The organism is Nitratireductor sp. PBL-C9 (genome assembly GCF_050877045.1).
GTDB lineage: Bacteria > Pseudomonadota > Alphaproteobacteria > Rhizobiales > Rhizobiaceae > Nitratireductor > Nitratireductor aquimarinus.
In genome coordinates this window covers 79,778-98,235 of record NZ_JBPAXW010000006.1, presented here as the reverse complement: position 1 = coordinate 98,235, position 18,458 = coordinate 79,778, and the positions used below count along the sequence as shown (strand labels likewise).

The following is an 18,458-nucleotide window of genomic DNA, read 5'->3' as shown; positions in this document are numbered from 1 at the left end:
ATAATCGGAGGGAAAAAGCGGCGCAAGCCCCAAGCCGCCGCAATAACGGCCTGAGGTCTTATACCAAAGTATAGTGTCGTTGCGGCAGCCCCAGCGGCTGCCCCATAGTCAGGCGACGCCGGTGGAGCCGAAACCGCCTGCGCCACGGGCGGTGCCGCCCACATGGGTGCGTTCTTCAAGCCGCGCCTGGCTGACCGGCGCAATCACCAGCTGGGCGATGCGCAGGCCGCGGGTGATGGCGAAATCATCCTCGCCATGGTTGATCAGCAGCACCTGAACCTCGCCGCGATAGTCGGCGTCGATGGTGCCGGGCGCGTTCAGGCAGGTGATGCCGTGCTTCAGCGCGAGGCCGGAGCGCGGGCGCACCTGTCCTTCGAAACCCTCGGGCAGTTCCAGCACGAAGCCGGTGGGCACCAGCGCGCGGCGACCGGGCAGGAGAACGATGCGGCGGTCTTCCGGCACTGCGGCGCGCAGATCCATTCCCGCTGCGGCCTCGCTCTCATAGGCGGGCAGCGGCAGCCCCTCGCTGTGCGGCAGACGAACGATGCCGACGGTGGGGCCGATGACGGGCATGGAGGAAACGGTGTTGGACATGGTGCTTATCCTGTGCGCTGCAATCCGGGGGACGACGATCACGACTCATTCCGTCTGGCCCGTTTCGCCGGCGAATTCAACAGCTGGCCGTCAGCCAGAGCCATCTCTTCACCGCTATGTGGCTTTTGCCTGCGACCACTTTCCGTTCGACAGGCGCAGCGCCGCTTGTTAAAAGCCCCGGGCTTCAGGAAAACCAGATACAGATGACCGACAAAATCGCCGATGCGGTGGCCCGCCGCCGCACCTTCGCAATCATTTCGCACCCGGACGCCGGTAAGACCACGCTGACCGAGAAGCTGCTTCTGTTCGGCGGCGCGATCCAGCTCGCCGGTGAGGTGAAAGCGAAGAAGAACCGCGTCCAGACCCGTTCGGACTGGATGAACATCGAGCGCGAGCGCGGCATTTCCGTCGTCACATCGGTGATGACGTTCGAGTATGGCGACCACGTTTTCAACCTGCTCGATACGCCGGGCCACGAAGACTTCGCCGACGACACCTATCGCACGCTGACAGCGGTCGACAGCGCCATCATGGTGATCGATGCGGCCAAGGGCATCGAGCCGCGCACGCTGAAGCTGTTCGAAGTGTGCCGCCTGCGCGACATCCCGATCGTCACCTTCGTCAACAAGCTCGACCGCGAAAGCCGCGATCCGTTCGAAATCCTTGACGAGATCGAGCAGAAGCTGGCGCTGGACACCGCACCCGTCACCTGGCCCATCGGCCGGGGCAAGAGCTTTGTCGGCACCTACAATCTCGCCAACGACACGATGCGCCGCTCGGATGACGATGTGGAACCGATCGCCGTCGATGGGCCCGATTCCGACGCCGTGGCCGGTCTTCTGCCGGAGCATGAGCGCGAAATGCTGGTCGAGGAGATGATGCTGGGCAAGGAAGCCTGCCGTCCCTTCGACATGCAGGCGTTCCGCGAAGGGCACCTCACGCCGGTCTATTTCGGCTCGGCGCTGCGCAATTTCGGTGTGCGCGACCTGATCGAGGCGCTTGGCGCATTCGGTCCCGAACCGCGCGCACAGGAAGCGGATGCGCGCAAGGTCGAGGCGAATGAGGAGAAAATGACCTCCTTCGTCTTCAAGATCCAGGCCAACATGGACCCCAACCACCGCGACCGCATCGCGTTTGTGCGCGTGTGCTCGGGCAGGCTGCAGCGCGGCATGAAGGCCAAGCTGGTGCGCACCGGCAAGCCGATCAGCCTGTCAGCGCCGCAGTTCTTCTTCGCCAAGAGCCGCATCACCGCTGACGAGGCGTTCGCCGGCGACGTGGTGGGCATTCCCAACCACGGCACGCTGCGCATCGGCGACACGCTGACCGAGGGCGAGGAGCTTCTGTTCCGCGGCGTGCCCAATTTCGCGCCGGAAATCCTGCGCCGCGTGCGCCTTGGCGACGCCATGAAGGCCAAGAAGCTGAAGGAAGCCCTGCAGCAGATGGCCGAAGAGGGCGTCGTGCAGCTCTTCACGCCCGAAGATGGCTCGCCCGCCATTGTCGGCGTCGTCGGCGCGCTTCAGCTCGACGTTCTGAAAGAGCGTCTGAAGATCGAGTATTCGCTGCCGGTGGATTTCGAGATGGCGCGCTTCAGCGTTTGCCGCTGGATCACCTCCGACGAGGCGGGCGAAGTGGACCGTTTCATTGCCAGCCATCGCGGCGACATTGCGCGTGATCTCGACGACGATCCGGTTTTCCTCGCGCCGCATGAATTCGGTCTGAACTACGAGGCCGACCGCTGGAAGGCCGTGCGCTTCACCGCCGTGAAGGATTACCAGACCCGAAAGGCCGCCTGAGCGAAGGAATTCGCCGGGCAACACGAGTGGGGGATGTAAATTTCCCGCTCGTGCTCATTTTGGGAATGAGATTCCAAGCAACTGCGTCAATTTACACCTAGATGAGGTTCATCAACCTGTGTTTGGGTTGCTATCCTGCTGCGGCAGGAACACCCAACGCTTTATCTCACCTCAGGAGGAGAGAACGATGAGCCTTCGCATCAATGACGCGGCGCCGGATTTCAGCGCCGAGACCACCCACGGCACAATCAATTTCCATGACTGGGTCGGCGACGGCTGGGCCGTGCTCTTCAGCCACCCAAAGGATTTCACGCCCGTCTGCACGACCGAACTCGGCACGATGGCTGGCCTCGAGGATGAGTTCAAGAAGCGCAACACCAAGATCATCGGCATCTCCGTCGATCCGGTCGAGGACCATGTGCGCTGGAAGGAAGACATCAAGAAGGCCACCGGTCAGGCTGTCGAGTATCCGATGATCGGCGACAGCGACCTGAAGGTCGCCAAGCTCTATGGCATGCTGCCGGCTGACGCGGGCGACAGCTCCGACGGTCGCACGGCTGCGGACAACCAGACCGTTCGCTCGGTCTACGTTGTCGGTCCCGACAAGAAGATCAAGCTGGTGCTGACCTACCCGATGACGACGGGCCGCAATTTCGCGGAGATCCTGCGCGCCATCGATTCCATCCAGCTCACCGCCAGGCATCAGGTGGCGACGCCCGCCAACTGGCAGAATGGCGAGGATGTGATCATCACGCCGGCCGTTTCCAACGAAGAAGCCGAAAAGCGTTTTGGTTCGTTCGAGACAATCCTGCCCTATCTGCGCAAGACCAAACAGCCGACCGGCTGATCCCTTCGCAGGACAGGTATCAAGAATATCGGCCCCGGAAGCGCTGTTGCTTCCGGGGTTTTTCTTTTCCGGCAAGTATCTTTTTCAGCAAGTATCTGCGGCCATTGTCTTTAATTCGACACGCTGCCACGGTGTGATGATCTGGTTTGATAATGATTCAGGAGTTTCATCATGCGCCGTTCCATTCTTGCGCTCGTTTCCACGCTTGCACTGGGGTCGTCCGCCTTTGCCGCGACGCTGGAGATCGATCTGCCCGATGTGGAGAGCGTGGAAACCACCGCAGTGACCTATGCCTGCCCGGACGGCGACATCGACGCCACCTATTACAACGCCGACGGCAATTCGCTCGCCGTCGTCACCGTCGATGGCAACCCCGTCGTGATGAGCAATGTGCTCGCGGCTTCCGGCGCAAAATACGCAGGCGGCCCCTACATCTGGTGGACCAAGGGCGACAATGCGGACCTCTATGACCTGATGAAGGGCGAGGACGCAGACCCGGTTTCCTGCACCGCCAAGGACTGATCCCGGTCTCTTTCCATAAAGTTAAACCATTCGGTTGACCATTGGGCTGGCGACTGATATCTAAACCATATGGTTGAATATCAGTCGCCCCATCTGGATGCCGTTTTCCATGCCCTGTCGGACCCGACCCGGCGGGCCATGCTGCACAGGCTTTCAGCCGGAAAGCACAGCGTGTCGCAACTGGCGGAGCCGTTCGACATGTCGCTTGCCGGCGCATCCAAACATGTGAAGGTGCTGGAGGCAGCCGGCCTTGTGAGCCGGCATGTCGAAGGGCGCACCCATTATTGCCGGCTGGAGGCTGCGCGCCTCGCCGAAGCACAGGCCTGGTTCCGCTACTATGAGCGCTTCTGGAGCGACCGGCTCGATGCGCTTCAGAACATTCTGGAAGCCGAGGATCGGCAGAAACCGCCAGCAGAAAAGGGCTGAGCGCGCGCCGACGCTGTTTCCTCAATGGGAGAGAGACGATGAAACATGCCGATATGGATGCCTATGGCGTTGTCGAAGCGCCGAATGTGGTGCGTTTCGAACGCCTTTTGCCCGGCCCGGCCGAGCGCATCTGGTCTTATCTGACCGAGGCCGACAAGCGCTGCCAGTGGCTTGCCGGCGGCGCAATGGAAGAGCGCGTCGGCGGGGCCGCGCAGCTCGTGTTCCGTCACGCCGACTTCACCGACGAAACGCCGCCTGACCAATATCGCGAGATGAACGAGAATGGCTTCGTGTCCGAAGGCCGGATACTCGAATGGGATCCGCCGCGCGTTCTCGCCATGACCTGGCCGGGTGAAGGTGAAGGAAGCGAAGTGCGTTTCGAGCTGTTCCCGGAAGGCGACAGGGTTCTTCTGGTGGTCACGCATAGCCGCCTTGGCGGTCGTGGCGAGATGGCTAACGTGTCCGGCGGCTGGCATGCGCATCTGGCGGTGCTCGACGCGGTTCTTTCGGGCAGGCCCGTGCCGCCCTTCTGGGCGCGCATCACGGCGCTGGAAGCCGAATACGAACAGCGCTTCTCGCAGACATAAATCACTGTTCGTCCAACGACGAGAGAAGGAAGAAACGTCATGAACATTGCCGTCATGCCGGATGTTTCCGGCCGTCCCCATGAATGCGCATTGTCCCGGTCGATGAGTGCGGATCCCGACACGCTCTATCGCGCCTGGACCGAGCAGCTCGACCACTGGTTCGCGTCCCGCGCCTCGGTGCATATGGAGCCGCGCGTCGGATCTCCCTTCTTCTTTGAAACAGTGCATGGTTTTGATGAGGATAAGCCCGCCGAACGCAGGCCCTGTTACGGGCGTTTCCTCAGGCTTGAGCCGGGCAGGCTGATCGAGATGAGCTGGGTCACCGGATCAAGCGGCACCGAAGGGGCGGAGACCATCGTGACCATGGAGTTCTCGAAGCGCAGCCGCGGCAGCCGCCTGAAGCTCGTGCATAAAGGGTTTCCCAGTCAGGAGAGCGCGGCGAAACACGAAGCGCTCTGGCCGCTGATCCTCGATCACCTCGACCGGTGCATGGAAGGCGTTGGCCCCGGTGAGGCTGCGCCAAGGCCGCATCTGGCCGGCGGGCGCAACATCGCCATGAAGGTGCCTGTGCATCAATATGAAGAGACCGTCCGGTTTTACCGCGATGTGCTTGGCATGGAGCAGATCGAAGAGCTTCTCCCGGCCATCGGCTTCCGCTTCGGGGCCAACCAGCTTTGGCTCGACCAGACGCCCGGCATGAGCCAGGCCGAGCTCTGGCTGGAGATCGTCACGGACGACACGAAGGCGGCGGCGGAACTCATGGCGGCGGAGGGCATCGCCCGCTGCGACGCTATCGAACCACTGGGCGAAAACTTCGACGGTTTCTGGATATCGAGCCCGGCCCAGATCATCCATCTGGTCGATCACAAATCCGGTGCCTGGTAGCCCGCATTCAGGAGGAAGCCATGCTGAAAATCGCGCTGATGAGCGTTCTGGTCGATGATCAGGACAAGGCCGAGGCCTTCTACACGCAGGTGCTGGGTTTCACGAAGAAACAGGATTTCCCGGTTGGCAAGGCGCGCTGGCTGACCGTCGTTTCGCCCGGTACGGAGGGCGGAACGGAGCTTCTTCTCGAACCAATGGGATATGATTTTGCGCGCGCCTATCAAAAGGCTCTGCGCGACGCGGGGCTGCCCGCCGTCACCTTCGCCTCGGACGATGTGCATGCGGAACATGCGCGCCTCACAGGAAAAGGCGTGACATTTCGTGTGGAGCCAACACAGGCAGAGGGGCAACCGACCATCGCGCTCTTCGAGGATGGCTGCGGCAACCTCATCCAGATTTATGAGGCCGGATGAGGCGGCGCGTATTGCGCCGCCTCATCGCGGGTTTCGTCAGGACTTCGCGCCTTCGCGGATGAAAGTGCCGGCATTCAGCTCGTTGAAGGCCTGCATGAGTTCCTGGCGCGTGTTCATCACGATGGGTCCGTGCCAGGCTACCGGCTCCTGGATAGGCTTGCCGGACACAAGAAGGAAGCGGATGCCGCGTTCGCCGGCCTGAACGACAACTTCATCGCCCGTGTCGAACACCACAAGCGTGCGGTCGCCGCTCATGTCGCGCAGATGCACTTCCTCGCCGGCGACTTCCTTCTCCACCAGAACACCGAACGGGCGCGACGCATCGCGGAACGTGCCGGAGCCTTCGAAGATATAGGCAAACGCGCTGCGATAGGTGTCGACCGGCAGCACCTTGCGCTTGCCCGGCGGCACCCAGACATCGAGATATTGCGGATCGGCGGCAATGCCGTCGACCGGTCCGCGCTTGCCCCAGAACTCGCCGACCACCACACGCACCCGCGTGCCGTCATCGTCGATCACTTCGGGAATTTCACCGGCTTTCACATCCTGATAGCGCGGCGTGGTCATCTTCTCGCTCGAAGGCAGGTTGGCCCAGAGCTGGAATCCATGCATGCGCCCGGTCTTGTCGCCATGCGGCATTTCCTGATGGAGAATGCCGCTGCCCGCCGTCATCCACTGCACGTCTCCCGCGCCGAGCGAACCGGCATTGCCCAGACTGTCGGCGTGATCCACGCTGCCGGCCAGCACATAGGTGATCGTCTCGATGCCGCGATGCGGATGCCAGGGGAAGCCGGCCTGGTAGTCTTCCGGTCGCTCATTGCGGAAATCGTCGAGAAGCAGGAAGGGATCGGCCAGCTTCGGATCGGTGAAACCGAAAGCGCGGTCCAGCCGAACGCCTGCGCCCTCAATGGTGGGCTGCGCCTGCGAAATCTGCCTCACGGGACGAATGGACATGATCGTCTCTCCATCTGTTGCCAGAGCTTTGGACCGAAAAACGGAATCCGGTTTTCGGGCCATTCCAATGCCCTGTCAGTAACCTGGATCGTCCTTTGTGCGTCCGGATGGACGCACGGCGATCTTGCGCCAAACATAGAGAGTGCAGCCCCGCATGGCACCGGCGCTCACGGAAACGGGCTGTCTACAGATTGTGAACAGTCTTTCGGGAATGATGCTTCCGGCGGGAATGAGGCTTCCGGATTTTACCCGCGCCAGTAGATGATTGCCGGCCGTTCGTTGAAGTCCGTGCGCGCGCGTTCCGCAAAGCCGAGGCGCGCTGCGAGCTTCTGCGAAGGCGTGTTTTCCTCATCAATGATGCAGGTTATGTCCATGGCCGGCTGTGCGCTGGCGCACCATTTGAACGCGGCTTCCATCGCTTCGCGCGCATAGCCCTTGCCGTGCGCTTCCGGCAGGAAGACCCAGCCGGCCTCCATCGTTCCCTCGATCGAGGGCGAGAGTTCGCGCCGGCATTCCTGCACGCCCGCATCGCCGAGAAATGCGCCGGTGGACTTCTCGATGACGGCGAAATAGCCAAAGCCCATCAGGTCCCACATGCCCCGGTGCATGGCCATGCGCCGCCATGCTTCTTCGCGCGACAGGGCGCGACCCGTGGTAAAGCGCGTCGCCTCGGGCAGCGACCAGAGACGCGCGAAAGCGTCGAGATCGCTGAAGTTGTGCGCCCGCAGCGTGAGGCGTTCTGTTTCCAGAACCGGTGTCGTTGATGTCATTGAGTGGGTCCGAGACGGTCTGCGATGAGTTGCGCCAGTCGCTCCGCAACCTCTTCCTTGCTCATTTCGGGCCACTCGTCATGCCCTTCATGGCCGACGATGACGACGCTGTTGCTGTCGCCGCCCATCACGCCGCCGGGGCCGACGCCGCTGTCATGCGAGACATCATTGGCAACGATGAAGTCAGCGCCCTTCTTGTTGAGCTTGGTGCGGGCGTTCTTGAAGAGGTCCTGCGTTTCGGCGGCAAAGCCGATCACGAGCGCGGGGCGTTTCTTGTGATGTCCGATGCCGGCCAGAATGTCCGGGTTTTCGGTAAGCTCCAGCGTGGGCGCGCCCTCGCCGGGCTTCTTCTTGATCTTTTCCGAGATTTCGACGGCGGGCCGCCAGTCGGCAACAGCGGCAACGAACACGCCCGCATCCGCCGGCAGCGAAGCCTCCACGGCCTCGCGCATCTGGCGGGCCGTTTCCACATGGGTGGTCGTCACGCCGTGCGGGTCGGGAATGGAGACCGGTCCGGAAACGAGGTGCACCGATGCGCCCAGCCGGGCGAGCGCGGCGGCGATGGCGTGCCCCTGCTTGCCCGAAGAGCGGTTGGCGATGTAGCGCACCGGATCGATGATTTCGTGCGTCGGGCCGGAGGTGACGATCACCTTGCGCCCGGCGAGCGGCTTTTCGTGATTGCCGATCAGCGCTTCAACCGCAGCAACGATCTCCATCGGCTCGGCCATGCGGCCCTCGCCGGCTTCACCGCTTTCAGCCATCTCGCCCCGGTTGGGGCCGACGAAATTCACGCCGTCTTCCTTCAGTGTCGCAAGGTTGCGCTGGGTTGCCGGATGCTCCCACATGCGCGGGTTCATGGCGGGTGCGATGAGAACCGGCTTGTCGGTTGCTATGAGAACCGTGGACGCGAGGTCGTTGGCATGGCCATTGGCAAGCTTCGCCATCAGGTCGGCCGTGCCCGGCGCAACGACCAGAAGGTCAGCCTCACGCGACAGGCGGATGTGCCCGACATCATGCTCGTCCTGCCGGTCGAACAACTCGGTGAACACATGGTCTGCGGAAAGCGCGCCGACCGAGAGCGGCGTGATGAATTCCTGTGCGGCTTTCGTCATCACACAGCGCACGCTCGCCCCGCGTTCGCGCAGGCGGCGGATCAGGTCGAGGCATTTATAGGCTGCGATGCCGCCCCCGATGATAAGCAGGATACGGGCTTTGGTAAGCGTCTGCTGCGGGGCTGTCATGGATGAAGGCTCTCTCAGGACGGCTTTATTGCGGGCTCTATATCCGTATGGACGAAATCCGAACCTTTGAAAAGGAGCGGCAGGTTAGCGGTTCTGGCCAGCGCGTAAGCAAAGCAGTCGCCGATGTTCAGCGCTGCCGGGTGGCCGGTCGCCTGACCGTAAATCGCATAGGCCTTACGGGCGATGGTCAGCTGCCGCTCATCGAAATCGATGGTTTCGGGGGAAAGCGCGCCAAGAAGCGTGTTGAGCCGTTCGGTGCCGTCGATCAGCGAGATGTGCTTGGCGACATACTGCGCTTCAAACGTCGTGGTACTGCTGATGAGGATCTGCTCTGCGTCCTGAAGCGCCTGGCGGAACGTATCCGCGTCGGGATCGTCGTTCAGGACGGCGATAAGGGCCGACGTATCGACCACGAATTTGGGCTCACAACGTACGGCCATTCCAGATCTCGTCGCTGATTGCCTTGAGGTCGAATTCTCCAATCGGGCGCATGGAGACCGTGTTGAGCGTTTCTGCGCGCCGCGCCTTGCTCTGATGCTGGGCCGGGTCGTCTGCCAGCTGCACGCTGCGGGCCAGAATGCGTCTGACCTCTTCTTCCATCGAGACGTCATTTTCGGCTGCGCGTCTGCGTAGCGCGCGCCGAACTTTCTCATCGACATTTCGTATCGTTAGTGTCGCCATCGATAAGTCCAAAAAATGAGCCGGCAAATCTGAATGCAGAGATTTGTAAAACGCAGACTTGAAAGCAATGACTGCATTTTTGTCTTTGACTGCGCTTGCCGGGTTTTTGACAGCATTGCTGTCATTCTTGCCGGTTTGCGCCCCGCGCGGTCTCGATTGCCTGGAAGGTGCCCCCTTCGCTCGTGCAGCGTATTATGATTCTCTTACTCTATAGATTGTGGGGATGTCATTGCCGGCAATGCATTATTCACACTTCTTCGCACGCGGAAACGCAAGGCGAATCTGTGGCTTAGGTGACGTTTGCTAGCAATGCTGTCATTGCAGGCGCAACGCGTCGTCGCAGGATTAGCCAGCTATCCCGTGCTGCAATGTTCCGAATGTGAGGAAGGATGGCGCAAATGCGCCATCAGCATGGATCGGGGATCAGGAAATCTGCCAGGCGATGGCCGCGAGGGCTGCGGCGATGACCCAGAGCGCAACGCGCCCACCACGGGAATGGCGCGCCTCGGCCTTGCCGATGGCTTCCGCCGTTTCCGGATCGAAGCGCAGGCCCTTCTGCGCCATCGTGTCGATTTCGCGTGAGAGCCGCTCCGTGCGTGCGGCGAGATCCGGCGCCTGACGAACGAGCGAGACGAGAGCGCCGACGCCTTCGCGGGCGTCGTTCAGCATGCCGCGCGGCCCGAGATTGCCGGCAATCCAGTCGGAAACGACCGGTTCGGCCGCTTTCCACATGTTGAAATGCGGATCGAGCGTGCGCGCAACGCCTTCCACCACGACCATGGTCTTCTGCAGGAGCAGCAGTTCGGGCCGTGTCTGCATGTCGAACAGCTCGGTCACTTCAAAGAGAAGCGTCAGAAGCCGCGCCATGGAGATGGTTTCGGCCGACTGGCCGTGGATCGGTTCGCCAATGGCGCGCAGCGCCTGTGCGAAGGCCGCCACATCGTGGTGCCCCGGCACATATCCTGCCTCGAAATGCACTTCCGCCACCCTGCGGAAATCGCGGGTGATGAAACCGTACAGGATCTCGGCGAGGAAGTGCCGTTCCTTGCGGCCGATACGCCCCGTAATGCCGAAATCCACCGCGACGATGGTTCCATCGTCTTCAACGAAGAGGTTTCCCGGATGCATGTCGGCGTGAAAGAAGCCGTCGCGCAGCGTGTGGCGCAGGAAGGACTGAATGAGCGTCTGCGCCAGCGCTTCGAGATCGTGACCCGCTTCGCGCAGGGCCTCGATGTTCGACATCTTGGTGCCGTCGACCCATTCCAGCGTCACCACATCGCGGCCGGTGCGCTGCCAGTCGACATTGGGCACCCGGAAGCCGGGATCGTTCAGCGTGTTCTCGTGGATCTCGGAAATGGCCGCCGCCTCAAGGCGCAGATCCATCTCGATCCTGGTCACCTGCGCCAGCGTTTCGGCCACTTTGACCGGCTTCAGGCGACGGGTGGACGGGATAAAGCGCTCCTGCAGATGTGCTGCGAGGAAATAACTTTCCAGGTCGTTCTGGAAGCGCCGGCGCACGCCGGGGCGGATCACCTTCACCGCAACGCGCTTGAGGCCCGTGTCGGTGGCGACGCGCGCCTCATGCACCTGCGCGATCGAGGCCGCTGCCACCGGGCCGTCGAACTCCGCGTAAAGCGCCTCGACCGGCTGGCCGAGCGAGCCTTCGATGGCCGCGCGCGCCTGCGCCTCGGGAAACGTGTTCATGCGATCCTGAAGGCTGGCGAGATCATGCGCCATCTCATGGCCCACAACATCCGGCCGCGTCGCCAGAAACTGCCCGAGTTTCACATAGGACGGCCCGAGCCGGTTCACGGCCTGGGCAAGGCGTTCGGGCCGGTCGCGCCGCTTGGAGCGACGCCGCGACAAGACTTTGGCCACCTTCCAGCCGAACAGCGGCATGCCTTCCAGCTGGTCGCCGGGCATGGCCGCCACAACGCCTTCACGAACAAGAATCCAGCCCGCGCGGGCCAGCCGAAGATATGCGCCGACAGTGCTCATTTTTACGCCGTCAAATCTTCCAGCCGGAGTGCAGGGTGGCGATGCCGCCGGAGTAATTGCGCCAGGTCACGCGGGAGAAGCCCGCATTGGTGATCATCGCGCCGAAATTCTGCTGGTTGGGGAATTTGCGGATGGATTCGATGAGATAGCGATAGGGCTCGCCATCGCCGGTTACGGCCTGGCCGATACGCGGAATGGCGTGGAACGACCAGTTCTCATAGACCTTGTCGAGGATCGGCATGTCCACCTCGGAAAATTCGAGGCAGAGAAAGCGTCCGCCGGGCCGGAGCACGCGGAAGGCTTCGGAAAGCGCGCGGTCGATATGCGGCACGTTGCGAATACCGAAGGCAATCGTGTAGGCGTCGAAACTGTTGTCCTCGAAGGGCAGCTCCTCGGCGTTCGCCTCAACGAAAGTCAGATTGTCGGCGATGCCCTTCTTCTCGGCGCGCTCACGGCCGACTTCGAGCATCGAGCCATTGATGTCCAGAACGGTGACGTCAGCCATCCGGCGCGAGGCCTCGACGATGCGGAACGCGATGTCGCCCGTGCCGCCGGCCACGTCCAGTGCGCGATAGCCCGGTCGCTTGGAAGGCGCGAGCCAGGAGATCATTGCGTCTTTCCAGACCCGGTGCAGACCCGCCGACATAAGGTCGTTCATCACGTCATACCGTTTGGCGACGCGGTGGAATACCGTGTTGACCAGGCCCTGCTTTTCGGTTTCGTCTACCGTGCGAAAACCATAGGCCGTCTCCATGCCGCCTTCGGCGGTGGTGCGCTGATCGGACATCTTCACCCTTTCGAAATCGCCGGGACCATAGCCCATTGCCGTTCGCGGCGCTATTGTCAAAACCGCGATGAACAGCCGCGCCAGCGGTCTGGTTAAAATGGAGCACACATGGTCGCAAAAGCCGAGCTTCACTGCCATATCGAGGGAGCCGCTTCCCCCGATCTCGTCCTTGCCCAGGCGCGCAAATACGGCGTCGACACATCGAACTTCCTGCGCGACGGGGCCTATCACTGGTATGATTTCACCAGCTTTCTCGCCGCTTATGACGAGGCCGCCAGCCTGTTTCGAACCGAAGAAGACTATGCGCTTCTCGCCGAGGATTATCTGACCAGCCTGGCGAAAGACGGCGCGATCTATTCGGAGATATTCATCTCGCCCGATCATGCAGAACGCGCCGGGCTTTCGCGCATGGCCTACACCAACGCGCTTGGCGAGGGCATCGAGCGCGCGCGCGCCGCAACCGGCATAGAGGGGCGCATCATCGTGACCGGCGTGTGCCATTTCGGGGCAGTGTCGGTGGAAGATGCAGCGCGCTTCGCGGTTGCCTGCGAGCATCCGCTTGTCACCGGTTTCGGTATGGCGGGCGAAGAGCGTTTCGGCAATGTGCGCGACTATGAGACCGCCTTCGACATTGCACGCGAGGCGGGGCTCGGCATCACGGTCCATGCAGGCGAGCTGGTCGGCTGGGAGAGCGTCGAGGCGGCGCTGAACCATCTGCGCCCCACACGCGTCGGTCATGGCGTGCGCGCCGTCGAGAACCCGGATCTGGTGCGCCGTCTGGTGGATGAGGGTGTGGTGCTGGAGGTCTGCCCGGTTTCAAACATCGTGCTGAAGGTCTTTCCCGACTACGCCAGCCATCCTCTGCCGCAATTGATGGCCGCCGGCTGTCGCGTGACGCTCAACTCCGATGACCCGCCGCATTTCCACACGTCGCTCGCGCATGAATATGCGGTGGCGAAGGCGCATTTCGGGCTCGATGACACGGCGCTTCGCGGCATCACGCAAACGGCCATCGAAGCCGCGTTTGTCGATGAGGCCACCCGCACGCGTCTGCTTGCAGCGCTGGGCCATAAAACTGTGGCTCAGTGAGCCTTATGGTATCCTGCGCGGCCACGTGCCGTTAATATCGGCAGGATTTCAAGCATTCGGGGAACAGCACATGCAGGGCGTGACCGTCGTCGACCATCCGCTTGTCCAGCACAAGCTCACCATCATGCGCGACAAGGAGACTTCGACCGCCAGCTTCAGGCGTCTGCTGCGCGAAATTTCGCTGCTGCTCTGCTATGAGGTCACGCGCGATCTGGAACTGACGACACGGCGCATCGAAACGCCGCTTCAGCCGATCGACTCGCCCACGCTCGAAGGCAAGAAGCTCGTCTTCGCCTCGGTTCTGCGCGCCGGCAACGGCCTGCTGGATGGCATGCTGGATCTCGTTCCCGCCGCACGCGTGGCGCATGTGGGCATGTATCGCGACCACGAAACGCTTGAGGCGGTCGAGTATTTCTTCAAGGCTCCGAGCAATCTGGGCGACCGTCTGGTGATTGTCGTTGACCCGATGCTGGCCACGGCCAACTCCGCCATTGCCGCCGTCGACAAGCTCAAGGAGCGCGGCGCGACCAATCTGCGCTTCCTCTGCCTTCTGGCGGCGCCCGAAGGTGTCGAGAACTTCCGCAAGTCGCATCCTGACGTGCCGGTCTTCACCGCGTCTATCGATGAATGCCTGAACGAGAAGGGCTACATCGTGCCGGGTCTGGGCGATGCCGGCGACCGGATGTACGGAACGAAATAACGCTCGTTTAACCAAGCGGCGCGGTTGTCCGCGCCGTTAAAAAAATGGTTGCCGTTGCGGCATAGGGTCTTCCCGATTGAAGGGGTGGAAGGCGCATATGGTTCGCAAGGTGGTCATGCTCGGTATCGTTATCGGAGCTGCGGGGGCAATCCCCGCGCTTTACCAGAGCAATCCGGATTTCTATCGGAGCCTTCTTGGCAGCGCGCTTGAAGAGACGCCTGTGGAGGAGGTTCAGCAGGTCGCGATGGTTCGCGCGCCCGCGCCGGAGCGCGGCAAGACCTCCGTGCTTCTCGGCAAGCGGGTCAGCATCGCGGCCGACAGGTCCGGCCATTTCGTCGGACGCTTCAAGCTCAATGGCCGTCACACGAAGGCCATGATCGATACGGGCGCGACCTATGTGGCGATCAACAGGAGCACCGCGCGCCGGATCGGCCTGAATCTCACCGCGAGCGATTTCAAATATGAAGTCAGCACGGCCAATGGCAAGGCAAGCGCCGCTGCCGCCGTTATCGAAAACCTTCAGATCGGCCGCATCTATATCGAGAATGTCGAAGCGCTGGTGCTTGAGGATCGTGCGCTCGACAGTGTGCTCATCGGGATGAGCTTTCTCGAGCGCCTCGCGCGCTACAGGGTGGAAGATCGCGCGCTGATTCTGGAGCAGTAAGGCAGTTCTCAGACTTCCGCTGTCACCCGGCGCAGGATGGTTTTCTTCGTGCGCGGTTTCGCATCCACGACCGAATAGGCTTTCATAACCGCCCTGCGCGCCCGTTCCGCGTCGTCGTCGGATGCGGCATGCACCATGCAGACCGGCTCCCCGCGTTTCAGCTCCGCGCCCACGGGCAGAAGCTCCGTCAGGCCGACCGAGTGGTCGATGGCCTCTTCGGGCGTGCGTCGTCCGCCGCCCAATTCGATCACGCAGATGCCCACGGCGCGCGAGTCGATTGCGCCGACAAAACCGTCCTCTTCCGCGAGCACGGGCTTGATCACCTTCGCCTTCGGCAAGTGCCTGTCGGCAGCCTCGACAAAGTCCGCCGGCCCGCCGAGCGTGTGCACCATCCTGCCGAACAGTTCCGCTGCTCGTCCGCTTTCCAGCGCGTCATGCGCCCAATCGAAGGCCTCGCGCGTGGTGGCTGCCACGCCGGAGGAAAGAAGCATCTCGCCGGCGAGCGCCAGCGTCACGTCGAGAAGCCGCCGGTCGCGTTTCCTGCCAGTCAGAAAATCGACGGCGTTGACGACTTCCACGGCATTGCCGGCAGCAGAGGCAAGCGGCTGGTTCATGTCGGTCACAAGCGCGGTGGCCGGAAGCCCGGCCTCGCCCGCGACACGCACCAGATTGTCAGCCAGTTTGCGCGCCGCACGGGCGTCATCCATGAACGCGCCATTGCCCGATTTCACATCGAGCACCAGCGACGAAAGGCCGGCGGCCAGTTTCTTGGAAAGGATCGACGCCGTGATGAGCGGGATCGATTCCACCGTGCCGGTCACATCGCGCACGGCATAAAAACGCTTGTCGGCGGGAGCGAGATCGGCGGTCTGGCCGATGATCGCGCAACCCACATCGCGCACGGTTCTGGCGAACAGCTTTTCGTCCGGCTGGCTCGTATAGCCGGGAATGGAATCCATCTTGTCGAGCGTGCCGCCCGTATGGCCAAGCCCGCGTCCGGAGATCATCGGCACAAAAGCACCGCAGGCCGCCACGATGGGGGCGAGCATCAGCGAGACATTGTCTCCCACCCCGCCGGTGGAGTGTTTGTCGGTCACCGGGCCGGGCAGGTCCGACCAGTCGAGTACACTGCCGGAATCGCGCATGGCGATGGTCAGCGCAGCGCCTTCCTCAGCCGTCATGCCGTTCAGGAAAATCGCCATGGCCAGCGCCGCGATCTGCCCTTCGCTCCACGTGCCATGGGTGAGCCCGTGAGCGAAATCTGCGATCTCTTCACCGGTGAGCGCCTGACGGTCGCGCTTCCTGCGGATGATCTCCTGCGGCAGCATGGGTAACCTCAGCCTGTTGGCAGGCCGTCGGCGCAGAGCTGGCCGAGAACCGTTGCGAGACGCTGGCCGCCAATGGGAGCCATGTCCTTGGTTTCCTGATGCGACAGCTCGCCCGCGCTCATGCCCGCACCCAGATTGGTGATGACCGAGCAGGCCGCGACCCGAAGGCCGAAATAGCGCGCGAGGATCACTTCCGGCACGGTCGACATGCCCACCGCGTCCGCGCCCAGCGTGCGCGCCATGCGAATTTCCGCCGGCGTTTCGAAGGACGGGCCGGAGAACCACATGTAGACGCCCTTGTGCAGCGCGACGCCGCTCTTTTCAGCGGCGGCTTCGAGGCTGGCGCGCAGGCCCGCATCATAAGCCTCGCTCATGCCGACGAAGCGCCGGTCGCTGCCCTCGCCGATCAGCGGGTTCATGCCGGAGAAATTGATGTGGTCCTCGATCAGCATCACCGAGCCGGGCGGCATGTCCTGTCTCAGCGATCCCGCCGCATTGGTCAGGATCATCTGGGTGATGCCGATGCCCCACAGGGTTTCCAGCGCCGGGCGCATGGCCGCCGCATCGCCATGTTCATAATAGTGCGCGCGGCCGGCAAGCATCAGCACGGGCGTGCCTGAAAGCCGTCCGGCGACAATCTCGCCCGCATGGCCGGTCACGCCGCTTTGCGGAAAACCGGGTAATTCGGAATAGGAAATCCGCACCGGGTTTTCGACGTCGTTCACAAGACCGCCGAGCCCGGAGCCAAGCACCAGCGCAAGCTGCGGGGCGAGGCCGTTCAGCCGTTCGGTGAGAAGGTCCACCGCTTCTTTCATTTGCCATCCTCGAAGCTGAAGCCGCGCGGGAACACGGCCGAGAAGGGAACCGTTTCAAGCACCCCGTTGGTGTCGCAGAGATGCAGGCAGGCATCGTCGGTGACGAACTCCGCCAGCCGCTGGCGGCAACCGCCGCAGGGCATTATCTTCGGCATCTTCTCCGCCACCACGGCGATCTCCGTCACGCGCCCGCCGCCCGCCATGACGAGATGGCCAAGCGCGGTGGTCTCTGCGCACCAGCCTTCCGGGTAAGACGCGTTCTCGATGTTGCAGCCTGCGTGGATTGCGCCGGCCTCGGTCTTCACCGCAGCCCCCACGGGAAAGCGCGAATAGGGGGCGTAGGCGTTCTGCATCGCCGCGCTGGCGGCTGCAAACAGGTCTTCGGCGCTCATCACCGCTCCTTCACATAGGGCACGCCGCCGGCGCGCGGGGGAATGGCCTTGCCGATGAAGCCGGCCAGAAGCACCACGGTCAGAATGTAGGGCAGGGCCTGCATGAACTGCACCGGCACCTGACCGATGAGGGGCAGGGGCGTGCCCTGAATGCGGATCGCGAAGGCATCGAGAAAGCCGAACAGCAGGCAGGCGAACATCACCGGCACGGGCTTCCACTTGGCGAAGATCAGCGCGGCGAGCGCGATGAAGCCGCGTCCTGCCGTCATGTCTTTCACGAAGCCGGCATTCTGCGCCATGGAGAGATAGGCGCCGGCCATGCCGGTGAGAATGCCGGTGCAGATCACGGCCCGGTAGCGCAGCCACGAAACGGAGATGCCCGCCGTGTCGACCGCAGCCGGGTTTTCGCCCACCGCGCGCAGCCGGAGGCCGAAGCGGGTGCGGAACAAAACCCACCAGGTGAAGGGCACCAGAAGAAAGGCCGCATAGGTCAGAAGCGAGTGGCCGGAAATCAGCTCGGAATAGACGTCGCCGAGGATCGGGACGTCGCGTACGGCTTCGGCAAAGGGTAACTCGATCGCGCCGAAACGCGCCTCGCCCGGCAGCGATGGCGTGCGCCCGCCCTGCCGGAACCAGGCCTGCCCCAGAATGATTGTGGAGCCGGCGGCGATGAAGTTGATGGCGACGCCCGAAACGATCTGGTTGCCGCGATGGGTGATGGAGGCAAAGCCATGCACCAGCGCGAGGAAGATGGAGATGAGCATCGCAGCGCCGAGACCGGCCCAGGCGGATCCGGTGACGGCGGCGGCCGCGCCGGCCGCAAATGCGCCTGCCAGCATCTTGCCTTCAAGGCCGATGTCGAAGACGCCGGAGCGCTCCGAATAAAGCCCGGCAAGTGCGGCCAGCAGAAGCGGTACCGAAAGCCGCACGGTGGAATCGAGAACGAGGATCAGGGCGTGAAAGAAGTCCATG

At 62.7% G+C, this 18,458-nt stretch carries 22 protein-coding genes and 2 pseudogenes; 11 read left to right on the top strand and 13 right to left on the bottom strand.

Annotated features, from left to right (window positions below):
• Window positions 1-108: 108 nt before the first annotated feature.
• Entirely contained in the window at window positions 109-594 is a 486-nt protein-coding gene (gene dut, locus ACRTG1_RS13945; protein ID WP_113153716.1) for a dUTP diphosphatase, read from the bottom strand.
• Window positions 595-797: 203 nt separating this feature from the next.
• On the opposite strand from dut, the gene ACRTG1_RS13940 reads away from it, so the two are divergent.
• The 8 genes and pseudogenes from ACRTG1_RS13940 (at window position 798) to ACRTG1_RS13905 (ending at window position 6,067) form a co-directional block, all read left to right on the top strand.
• Window positions 798-2,387: a peptide chain release factor 3 gene (locus ACRTG1_RS13940; protein ID WP_432516426.1), complete on the top strand. Its 1,590-nt coding sequence runs from the start codon at window positions 798-800 to the stop codon at window positions 2,385-2,387.
• Window positions 2,388-2,574: 187 nt separating this feature from the next.
• On the top strand, window positions 2,575-3,234 hold the full coding sequence (locus tag ACRTG1_RS13935; RefSeq protein ID WP_113153718.1) for a peroxiredoxin: 660 nt from the start codon (window positions 2,575-2,577) through the stop codon (window positions 3,232-3,234).
• Window positions 3,235-3,405: 171 nt separating this feature from the next.
• Entirely contained in the window at window positions 3,406-3,756 is a 351-nt protein-coding gene (locus tag ACRTG1_RS13930; protein WP_432516425.1) for an MliC family protein, read from the top strand.
• A 69-nt stretch (window positions 3,757-3,825) separates the two neighbouring features.
• Window positions 3,826-4,182 (top strand): ArsR/SmtB family transcription factor, encoded by a 357-nt coding sequence (locus tag ACRTG1_RS13925; protein WP_113153720.1) that lies wholly within the window; start codon window positions 3,826-3,828, stop codon window positions 4,180-4,182.
• Window positions 4,183-4,220: 38 nt separating this feature from the next.
• Window positions 4,221-4,769: an SRPBCC family protein gene (locus tag ACRTG1_RS13920; protein ID WP_432516424.1), complete on the top strand. Its 549-nt coding sequence runs from the start codon at window positions 4,221-4,223 to the stop codon at window positions 4,767-4,769.
• Between the two features lie 39 nt (window positions 4,770-4,808).
• Window positions 4,809-5,252: pseudogene (locus tag ACRTG1_RS13915) on the top strand (SRPBCC family protein); the annotation flags it as partial.
• Window positions 5,253-5,258: 6 nt separating this feature from the next.
• A complete protein-coding gene (locus ACRTG1_RS13910) occupies window positions 5,259-5,654 on the top strand; it encodes a VOC family protein (RefSeq protein WP_297561068.1) in 396 nt (131 codons plus the stop codon).
• 20 nt (window positions 5,655-5,674) lie between these two features.
• Window positions 5,675-6,067 carry a VOC family protein gene (locus tag ACRTG1_RS13905; RefSeq protein ID WP_432516423.1) on the top strand — a complete coding sequence of 131 codons (393 nt, stop codon included), beginning with the start codon at window positions 5,675-5,677 and terminating at the stop codon, window positions 6,065-6,067.
• Window positions 6,068-6,103: 36 nt separating this feature from the next.
• Here the strand turns inward: ACRTG1_RS13905 and ACRTG1_RS13900 are convergent, their stop codons facing one another.
• The 8 genes and pseudogenes from ACRTG1_RS13900 to ubiE form a co-directional block, all read right to left on the bottom strand.
• Window positions 6,104-7,021 (bottom strand): pirin family protein, encoded by a 918-nt coding sequence (locus ACRTG1_RS13900; RefSeq protein WP_113153723.1) that lies wholly within the window; start codon window positions 7,019-7,021, stop codon window positions 6,104-6,106.
• A gap of 245 nt (window positions 7,022-7,266) precedes the next feature.
• Window positions 7,267-7,791 (bottom strand): GNAT family N-acetyltransferase, encoded by a 525-nt coding sequence (locus ACRTG1_RS13895; protein ID WP_432516422.1) that lies wholly within the window; start codon window positions 7,789-7,791, stop codon window positions 7,267-7,269.
• The gene (gene coaBC, locus ACRTG1_RS13890) at window positions 7,788-9,032 is read right to left on the bottom strand and encodes a bifunctional phosphopantothenoylcysteine decarboxylase/phosphopantothenate--cysteine ligase CoaBC (RefSeq protein WP_432516421.1); all 1,245 of its coding nucleotides are present in this window, start codon (window positions 9,030-9,032) and stop codon (window positions 7,788-7,790) included. The genes ACRTG1_RS13895 and coaBC overlap by 4 nt, the downstream gene beginning before the upstream one ends.
• A 14-nt stretch (window positions 9,033-9,046) precedes the next feature.
• On the bottom strand, window positions 9,047-9,472 hold the full coding sequence (locus tag ACRTG1_RS13885; RefSeq protein ID WP_113153728.1) for a type II toxin-antitoxin system VapC family toxin: 426 nt from the start codon (window positions 9,470-9,472) through the stop codon (window positions 9,047-9,049).
• Window positions 9,456-9,632 (bottom strand): hypothetical protein, encoded by a 177-nt coding sequence (locus ACRTG1_RS13880; RefSeq protein WP_222474305.1) that lies wholly within the window; start codon window positions 9,630-9,632, stop codon window positions 9,456-9,458. Before ACRTG1_RS13880 ends, ACRTG1_RS13885 begins: the two co-directional genes overlap by 17 nt.
• Window positions 9,633-9,647: 15 nt before the next feature.
• Window positions 9,648-9,713 (bottom strand): annotated as a pseudogene (locus ACRTG1_RS13875) (FitA-like ribbon-helix-helix domain-containing protein); the annotation flags it as partial.
• A gap of 423 nt (window positions 9,714-10,136) precedes the next feature.
• Window positions 10,137-11,711, bottom strand: a complete 1,575-nt coding sequence (gene ubiB, locus ACRTG1_RS13870) for a 2-polyprenylphenol 6-hydroxylase (protein WP_432516420.1) — start codon at window positions 11,709-11,711, stop codon at window positions 10,137-10,139.
• A gap of 10 nt (window positions 11,712-11,721) precedes the next feature.
• Complete coding sequence (gene ubiE / locus ACRTG1_RS13865) at window positions 11,722-12,498, bottom strand: bifunctional demethylmenaquinone methyltransferase/2-methoxy-6-polyprenyl-1,4-benzoquinol methylase UbiE (RefSeq protein WP_113156110.1); 777 nt, start codon at window positions 12,496-12,498, stop codon at window positions 11,722-11,724.
• Window positions 12,499-12,606: 108 nt separating this feature from the next.
• On the opposite strand from ubiE, the gene ACRTG1_RS13860 reads away from it, so the two are divergent.
• The 3 genes from ACRTG1_RS13860 to ACRTG1_RS13850 all read left to right on the top strand — a co-directional run bounded on the left by ACRTG1_RS13860 (window position 12,607) and on the right by ACRTG1_RS13850 (window position 14,951).
• Window positions 12,607-13,587 (top strand): adenosine deaminase, encoded by a 981-nt coding sequence (locus ACRTG1_RS13860; protein WP_432516419.1) that lies wholly within the window; start codon window positions 12,607-12,609, stop codon window positions 13,585-13,587.
• Window positions 13,588-13,657: 70 nt separating this feature from the next.
• On the top strand, window positions 13,658-14,287 hold the full coding sequence (gene upp / locus ACRTG1_RS13855; RefSeq protein WP_113153732.1) for a uracil phosphoribosyltransferase: 630 nt from the start codon (window positions 13,658-13,660) through the stop codon (window positions 14,285-14,287).
• A 97-nt stretch (window positions 14,288-14,384) separates the two neighbouring features.
• Window positions 14,385-14,951 (top strand): TIGR02281 family clan AA aspartic protease, encoded by a 567-nt coding sequence (locus ACRTG1_RS13850; protein ID WP_206546542.1) that lies wholly within the window; start codon window positions 14,385-14,387, stop codon window positions 14,949-14,951.
• Between the two features lie 8 nt (window positions 14,952-14,959).
• On the opposite strand, the gene deoA is transcribed toward ACRTG1_RS13850, so the two are convergent.
• Genes deoA through ACRTG1_RS13830 form a run of 4 tightly spaced genes read right to left on the bottom strand, consistent with a single transcriptional unit; the run spans window position 14,960 to window position 18,457 of the window.
• A complete protein-coding gene (gene deoA, locus ACRTG1_RS13845) occupies window positions 14,960-16,279 on the bottom strand; it encodes a thymidine phosphorylase (protein ID WP_432516418.1) in 1,320 nt (439 codons plus the stop codon).
• A gap of 8 nt (window positions 16,280-16,287) precedes the next feature.
• On the bottom strand, window positions 16,288-17,094 hold the full coding sequence (locus tag ACRTG1_RS13840; protein WP_113153735.1) for a purine-nucleoside phosphorylase: 807 nt from the start codon (window positions 17,092-17,094) through the stop codon (window positions 16,288-16,290).
• Window positions 17,091-17,486, bottom strand: a complete 396-nt coding sequence (locus ACRTG1_RS13835) for a cytidine deaminase (RefSeq protein ID WP_206546545.1) — start codon at window positions 17,484-17,486, stop codon at window positions 17,091-17,093. The genes ACRTG1_RS13840 and ACRTG1_RS13835 overlap by 4 nt, the downstream gene beginning before the upstream one ends.
• The gene (locus ACRTG1_RS13830) at window positions 17,486-18,457 is read right to left on the bottom strand and encodes an ABC transporter permease (RefSeq protein ID WP_113153737.1); all 972 of its coding nucleotides are present in this window, start codon (window positions 18,455-18,457) and stop codon (window positions 17,486-17,488) included. The genes ACRTG1_RS13835 and ACRTG1_RS13830 overlap by 1 nt, the downstream gene beginning before the upstream one ends.
• Window position 18,458 lies beyond the last annotated feature (1 nt).